The 7,809-nt window shown below is 43.4% G+C and carries 5 protein-coding genes; 2 read left to right on the top strand and 3 right to left on the bottom strand.

Annotated elements, in window-relative coordinates; genetic code table 11:
* Nucleotides 1–158: 158 nt before the first annotated feature.
* The 3 genes from Q0X89_RS11600 to Q0X89_RS11590 all read right to left on the bottom strand — a co-directional run bounded on the left by Q0X89_RS11600 (nt 159) and on the right by Q0X89_RS11590 (nt 1,960).
* Entirely contained in the window at nt 159–710 is a 552-nt protein-coding gene (locus Q0X89_RS11600; protein WP_297694311.1) for a RidA family protein, read from the bottom strand.
* A gap of 56 nt (nt 711–766) precedes the next feature.
* Nucleotides 767–1,252: a peptide-methionine (S)-S-oxide reductase gene (locus Q0X89_RS11595; RefSeq protein WP_297694309.1), complete on the bottom strand. Its 486-nt coding sequence runs from the start codon at nt 1,250–1,252 to the stop codon at nt 767–769.
* 210 nt (nt 1,253–1,462) lie between these two features.
* The gene (locus tag Q0X89_RS11590) at nt 1,463–1,960 is read right to left on the bottom strand and encodes a hypothetical protein (RefSeq protein ID WP_297694307.1); all 498 of its coding nucleotides are present in this window, start codon (nt 1,958–1,960) and stop codon (nt 1,463–1,465) included.
* A 259-nt stretch (nt 1,961–2,219) separates the two neighbouring features.
* Between Q0X89_RS11590 and Q0X89_RS11585 the strand changes: the two genes are divergently transcribed.
* Both Q0X89_RS11585 and Q0X89_RS11580 read left to right on the top strand, forming a co-directional pair.
* A complete protein-coding gene (locus Q0X89_RS11585) occupies nt 2,220–4,145 on the top strand; it encodes an alpha/beta fold hydrolase (RefSeq protein ID WP_297694305.1) in 1,926 nt (641 codons plus the stop codon).
* Between the two features lie 126 nt (nt 4,146–4,271).
* Nucleotides 4,272–7,550 (top strand): S41 family peptidase, encoded by a 3,279-nt coding sequence (locus tag Q0X89_RS11580; RefSeq protein ID WP_297694303.1) that lies wholly within the window; start codon nt 4,272–4,274, stop codon nt 7,548–7,550.
* The last annotated feature ends 259 nt before the right edge of the window (nt 7,551–7,809 follow it).

Genomic DNA, 7,809 nt, shown 5'->3' with positions numbered 1-7,809 from the left:
AATTTAAGAATACTTTTTAAAAAGTCGTTCACCTATCTCAGGATACTTGACCAAATTCTCGATATAAATTCTACTCTTCATTCTCTTGATATGCCTTTCAATTTTTGAGGCTATACCTGGATTGCCAACTTCTAAAACAAAATAATATTTCCAGGGAATCAGTCTTCCACCTCGACTATCAATTCGATTTCAACAGCAATATTTCTCGGCAATGATCCCATGCCCACTGCAGCGCGGGCGTGCTTGCCTTTTTCACCCAAAACCTCGACCATCAGGTCTGAAAATCCATTGATTACCTCAGGATGATCGGTGAAATCTTCGGTCGCGTTTACCATGCCCAGTACTTTTACGATCCGCTTAACCCGCGAAAGATCTCCCAACTCGGATTTCAGGACCGCCAATTGGAGGATAGCCACGGCCCTGGCCGCATCATACCCCTGCTCCACACTCAGGTCTTTGCCAAGTTTACCTGTAATAAGATCACCTTCCGGAGTACGCGGACCCTTTCCGGCCAGAAACACAAGTTTACCCGTACGAACCGCATTTACATAATTGGCTACCGGCTCCGACGGCTCTTTGAGCTCAATTCCCAACTCCAACAGCCGTTGCTCCGGACTTTGCTGAGCGCTTAAAACCGTTGCACCGAAAAGAACTGCAATTAACAAACAGGTATATTTTCTGTTTACATATGGGATAGTGAAAAAATTCATTTTTAAAACATTTTGAGATAATGCTTCAAGATAAACATATTTAAGCCGTTTTGAATTTAGCTTTTTATGAATGTCGAAAAGTCCTTAAAAATAAGTTTTAGTTTCGGATCTATATACGATTTACAAAATGGTTTATCGGGATTTTTCCGGTAATAGTTTTGAAAGGTCTCAGCGGAGGTTTTAAATTCCTTAAACCGATAGCTTTTGGTAATCAAAGGTCGGGTAAAATGCTTTTGCAGGTCTAGTAAAATCCTTTTGGCCGCTTCTTGCTGATCTGAGGAAAAAGCATAAATCGCAGAGCGATATCTTTTCCGGAGTTTATGCTCCGAAGTACTGCTGTGCGTTAGCAAATGAACTTCGATAAGTATTTTCAAAGGGATCTGATCCGGTCTGAATTCTACGATAACTCCTTCGTGAAACGCCTCATCCTCCCTGATAGATATCCATCCCTGCCGAACCTTACTTACGCCTTTAAGCGTTTGAAATATGGCTTCTGTACACCAATGACAACTACCACCAAATCCGATTTCCTCCGAGAGCATTTATTGAAGTGCTGAATTATAAACTTCCACTAATCTATGCTCAATTTAGGCAATACTCAATGATTAAACCTTAGGAATTCAAAAATCTCCCTTTATCCAACATAAACGGCAGATACCCTTAAAATCAAAGGCTTTTCTGCACAACAACTTAGACGATTAATCGGACTTGGAATAAAAATAAATTCGATACGTGAAACCTTAACTTCTTACCTAAGCTTTTACAAACCGCAGGAATACGCTGGCCGGTTCATCATCTCCATCGTCATCAAAATCCCATTCTGCCGTATCGGGGCCGCCATTGAGTGTAAAAGTGTTTCCCGCGAGGGTCTCTCCAAAATAGGTTGGATCATCGGGTGGATCGTCGTCGAATTGTATCGCAAAGAACTCCCCGTCTTCAAAATACATCAGTCCAGAAAAGGTCTCCGGCGGTTGGCCCGGAGGGGTAACTGTAAGTGTAAATCGGCCGCTCGATTGTATAACAGCCACTGCTGAACCTCCCTCGGCAATTAAATCGTAGGAACTTGGTTCTGGTACTGGTGGTTCGCCGGAGTAAGAGAATACCAGGTCTGTGGCATTCCAGGTCCCTGCTAATTCACTGATGTTAAAATCCGGGCCCTGAGGTACGATAGCATCTCCATCATCGGAGGAACAGGACCAAAGAAAAATCAGTGTCAGGGAAGACAATAAAAGTTGGACTAGTGTTTTCATAATAATTCGATTTAAAAATTAAAAAAGGCCAAATGTGTATATCCCAATTTAGCCGTCCAATTGCCAACAAACTATAAAGAAAAAGTGCGATTTGAAATGATCAGGATCATGGCACTGTCCGGAACTCCTAAAGTTATCAGATCAATTTCCACGAAAGAAGCATTCCTACGGCTCAAATACTATAAGCATTTTCCCACGGTACGGACATTATTTCTTAAATTGTCGCTTCTTTAATCCACATCAACTAAAAACGAACTCCATGAAAAAATCATTTTTGTTATTACTCTTCTTATGTCTTGTCGCCTGTAAAGAAGAAAAGCCAAAAGAGTTTGCTAATTATTCTATCGATCAATTCTATAAAAACATCAATATTTTTGGCGGGAGCTTTTCACCCGATGAAAGTAAACTACTCGTAAGCAGCAACGAATCGGGTATTTATAATGTCTATGAAATCGATATTGAAAACGGTGATAAAAATCCTATTACTTCCTCAGATACGGAATCGAATTATGCTCAGTCCTATTTTCCCAATGATGAGCGCGTACTGTATACCTTCGACAAAGGGGGGAATGAAAATTATGGCCTTTATATTTCGGAAAACGGTAGCTCAAAAACACTGATCCCCGGGGATAGCGTTCGCAACGGTTTTTTCGGCTGGAGTCGTGATCAGAAAAGCCTTTTTTATAATTCCAATAAACGAAACAGGCAGTTTTTTGATGTATATGAATTATCTCTTTCAGAGATGGACCAGGGTGCTGAAGCCAGTGTTATGTTGTACCAGAACGATGAAGGTCTGGATGCAGGAGAGATTTCTCCAAACAAACAATATATGGCGCTTACCAAGGCTTCAACCAGTGCAGACGGAAAGATGTATCTCCTGGACAGGTCTACTGGTGATGTTAGCGATATAAGTATTCATGAAGGTGATGCTCAGTACAGTCCTCAGTATTTTAGCCTTGACAATAAATTTCTTTACTACACCACCGATGAAAATTCAGATTTCACCTATCTCGCCCGACGAAACCTCGAATCAGGTCAAGTGGAAAAGATATTTGAGGCCAATTGGGATGTGTGGTATGCCTACGAATCCTGGAACGAAAAATATAGGGTAATTGGAATCAACGAAGACGCCAAGACAAGGGTGCGAATCTTTGATCTGAGTACCGATAAGCAAGTGGCGCTACCAATTTTTGAGGGTGGAAGTATTACTTCCGTAAACATCTCAAAAGGCGAGAAAATGGCCAGGTTAACCGTAAGTACATCGGCCTCGCCCAGCAATTTATATGTATATAATTTTGAAACGGGAGATCTTAAGAAACTCACCGATACCCTAAATCCTGAGATCAACGGCGAGGACCTTGTAGAAGGGCAGGTAGTGCGTTATAAATCGTTCGACGGGCTGGAGATCCCGGCCATTTATTATCAGCCCAAAAATGCAAGCGCCGACAACAAAGTACCCGGCCTGGTATGGGTGCATGGCGGTCCGGGCGGGCAGTCGAGATTAAGTTATTTTGCCCTGATACAATATTTAGTCAACCAGGGGTATGCTATCCTCGCCGTAAACAATAGAGGCAGCACGGGATACGGAAAGGAATTTAACCATATGGACGACAGGAATCACGGAGACAAGGACCTGAAAGACTGTGTGGCTGGGAAGGATTTCTTCGAAAGTACAGGTATAATCGATATGGATAAAGTGGGTATCATAGGCGGGTCCTATGGCGGTTACATGGTGATGGCCGCCATGGCTTTCGAGCCTGATGCCTTTAACCTCGGTGTAAATATCTTCGGGGTCACGAACTGGATCCGCACGTTGCGTTCTATCCCTCCCTATTGGGAAAGCTATAAAAAAGCGCTATACGATGAATTGGGCGACCCTTATTCCAAAGACTCCGTAAGACTCCGTGAAATTTCACCTTTATTCCATACCAAAAATGTAACGAGGCCGCTTATGGTCCTCCAGGGAGCTAATGACGTTCGGGTGCTTCAGGTAGAATCTGATGAAATCGTAGAAGGGGTTAAAGCCAATGGCGTCCCTGTTGAATATGTGATTTTTGATGATGAAGGACATGGTTTTCGCAAGAAAGAAAATGAGATTGAGGGTTATGGAAAGATCAAGTTGTTCCTGGATGAGTATCTGAAAGGAGAATCGGCCAAAGAAGTAATCGATAATGAAAAGATCTGATTCTTAGACATCCATATTTACAAATATTATCAAGTAAATTATTCACTATACCAACTTCAGAAATCAGTCTTATATAGTTTCAGACTGAATTTGGCTGGATAAAACAATCTGAAATCATATTCCGTTATGGCAAAGTTCATTTTAAGCACTCTCATTGCCTGGGCACTGGTAAGTCCAACTTATTTAATCGCACAAAACACCCAGGACACCAGGCTACTGAGTTCACCCGCAGTGAGTAGCGATAAGGTGGCGTTTGTTTATGCAGAAGACCTCTGGATCGCTGACAGGGATGGCTCAAATCCAAGACGCCTCACCATAGATGAAGGCGTAGAGACCAATCCTGTATTCTCACCAGACGGATCTTTAATTGCTTTTAGCGCCGAGTACGACGGCAATACAGATGTTTTTGTAATTCCATCAACAGGTGGGATTCCCAAAAGGCTCACCTGGCACCCTTCCTGGGATATTGTCAGGGATTTTACTCCTGATGGCAAAAGTATTCTTTTCAATTCCAGGCGGACCAACCACACCAACCGTCATGCAAAATTATATACGGTATCTGTTGAGGGTGGCAGACCTGAAGAACTGGATATTCCACATGGATTTCGTGCGGCATATTCAGACGATGGGAAATATATAGCCTATAATCCGCTCTATGAAGTTTTTAATCAATGGAAGAATTATCGTGGAGGGACCCAATCGCGTATTTGGATTTATGATACCACAAGCCAGGAAGTAACAGAGGTCCCAAAACCGGTCACCGGGGGAAATGATGCCCATCCGCAATGGATCGGACAGAAGATCTACTTCCGCAGCGACCGAAACGGGGAATTCAATCTTTTTGTGTACGATATGCCAAGCGGGGAAACCCGACAACTCACACAGTATGAAGACTTTCCTATACTAAGCCTGTCGGCCAACGGAAACGATCTGGTTTATGAACAGGCAGGGTATCTGCATCTATACGATCCGGCAAGTACGCTAAGCAGTAAACTCACCATTGGTATTGCCACCGACTTGCTCGAAATGCGGAGTCGGTATGTCTCCGGCGCCGACTATATCAGGAGTGCCGCCATATCACCATCAGGTGCACGGGCATTATTCGATTTCAGGGGTGATGTTGTTACTGTTCCTGCAGAAAAAGGCGACATAGATTATCTTACAGGCACTACCGGTGTACATGAAACGTTTCCAACATGGTCCCCTGACGGAAAGTTTATATCTTATTTTTCAGATGCATCCGGTGAGTATTCATTGCATTTGAAATCCACCGAAACCGGATTGGTAAACAAAATACCCCTTACAGGTACAGGGTTCTATGCTTATTTACACTGGTCTCCCGATAGCAAGAAAATGGCCTTTGTAGACAATGGCAGAAGTCTTTATGTATTGGATGTCGGTTCAAAGGCTATCGAAAAGATAGCATCTGATGAGCTTTATATTCCCGGGGCATACCGGGATCTCTTCGGTTCATGGTCGCACGATTCCAAGTGGGTAGCCTATACCGTGGTCACCGAGACCAATTTCAGGCGGGCCTATGCCTATTCTATAGATCAGAAAAAATCATATGCATTCTCCGACGGACTTTCGGATGTAAGGGAGCCCAAATTCGATCCCAGTGGCAAATATCTTTATATGATCGCATCTACCGACGCTGGTCCCGTGGTGAATTGGTTCGATCAGTCGAATCAGGATATGGAATCGACCAATGCCATCTATTTGATCACCCTGCAGAAAGACCTTGTATCTCCCCTGGCAAAGGAAAATGATGAGGAAGAAATAAAAGAGGAAACTTCGTCTTCGGCCGACAATAAAAAAGGGAAGAACAAAAAGGAAGATGAGGATGAAAAACCAAAAGCGAATGTGAAAATTGATTGGGCAGGTATCCAGAACAGGATTATCGATCTGCCGATATCTTATGGTTCTTACTATAGCCTATCCAGTCCGGAAGAAGGCAAGATCTATTATATGTCTTTCAAATCTCATAGCGGTTATTCGAGTCCGCAGCAATTAAAAATGTTCGATTTGGAAGAGCGTGAAGAAAAGGATATTCTGCAGACCAATGAGTATATGATCTCCTCGGATGGAAAGAAAATGCTTTTACGTAAAGGTCAGGATTGGAGCGTAGCGGAAGTGGGGAAAGAGCCCGAGAACGGAGGTTTAAATATGGGTGCGATTGAAGTAAAGATCGATCCGGTAAAAGAATGGGAGAACATCTTTCATGAGGCATGGCGTGTAAACCGCGACTATTTTTATGACCCGGGCATGCATGGGGTTGACTGGACTGCTGCGAAGGAAAAATACAAAGTATTCCTCCCCGATGTGGTTTGCAAAAACGACCTTTACAGAGTTCTGCAATGGATGTGCAGTGAATTGGCCGTGGGCCATCACTTTATATTGAGTGATGGGGATGAGTTACATAGCCCGGATGAAGTAAACGTAGGATTACTAGGCGCAGATTATGAGCTTAATGAAAATAGATACCGGTTTGCCAAGATCTTTGGTGGACTCAACTGGAATCCGAAACTTCGCTCGCCATTAACGGAGCCAGGGGTGAATGTAAAAATTGGGGAATACCTGCTAGCTGTAGACGGGAAGGAAGTAACCGCAGACTTGAATCTATTTAGCTTTTTTGAGAATAAGGCCGGTAAGATCGTTAAGTTGAAGGTTGGGCCTAATTCCAGTGGGCAAGGATCCCGGGAGGTAAAGGTGGTTCCCGTTGCCGATGAACGATCCCTGAGGAACAGAGACTGGATCGAAGGGAATATTAAAAAGGTAGACGAAGCCACCAATGGTGAGGTTGCCTATGTTTATGTTCCCAATACGGCTTCAGCAGGGCATGAATATTTTAAACGCTATTTCTTCCCGCAGGTAAATAAAAAGGCGGTAATTATCGATGAGCGCTATAATGGCGGTGGTCAATTAGCCGACTATTATATCGATATCCTTCGAAGGCCATATCAGTCGAGTTGGAATTTCCGTTATGGCAAAGACCTCAATGCCCCAAGTGGATCTATATTGGGTCCCAAAGTGATGATCATCGACGAAACCGCCGGATCGGGGGGCGACTATCTTCCCTGGATGTTCCGGAAATACGGGCTGGGGAAAATTGTTGGTAAAACCACCTGGGGAGGACTGGTAGGAATCCTGGGATATCCTGAATATATAGACGGGGGCAGCATTACTGCGCCTAATGTAGCCTTCTATAATGAAGAAGGTTTTAGGATTGAAAACGAAGGGGTGGCACCAGATATCGAGGTGGAACAATGGCCTAAGGAAGTAATCGCAGGGAAAGATCCTCAGCTGGAAAAAGCGATTGAGGTAATCTTGGAGGAACTGAAGAACAATCCTACAAAGTATCCGAAACGTCCGGAATATCCGGTGCGGGTGCGAACTAATGAATAAATTGTTTTTTCGCAGGCCAAACTAATCTTGTCGTAGAAGGTAAAGCATATTTGTGAGACCAATGAGCGACTGTTGAATACAGGTATTTCATTGTAACTGGAATATTCGGCCACTTACTCATGAAACAGCGCCATTTGCTCTCAATAATCTGCCATCTGATCATTTTAGCTTAAAAGAATCGGGTTTATTTGTTTTATTGATTCTGGCTTGACGAGGGAATAATCCTGATGATGGGTATTTATTTCATTTGAAATGAGCT

This window comes from uncultured Eudoraea sp. (assembly GCF_947258525.1).
Lineage (GTDB): Bacteria > Bacteroidota > Bacteroidia > Flavobacteriales > Flavobacteriaceae > Eudoraea.
The sequence above is the reverse complement of the archived record's forward strand: the minus strand, read 5'-3'. Positions and strand labels throughout refer to the sequence as shown.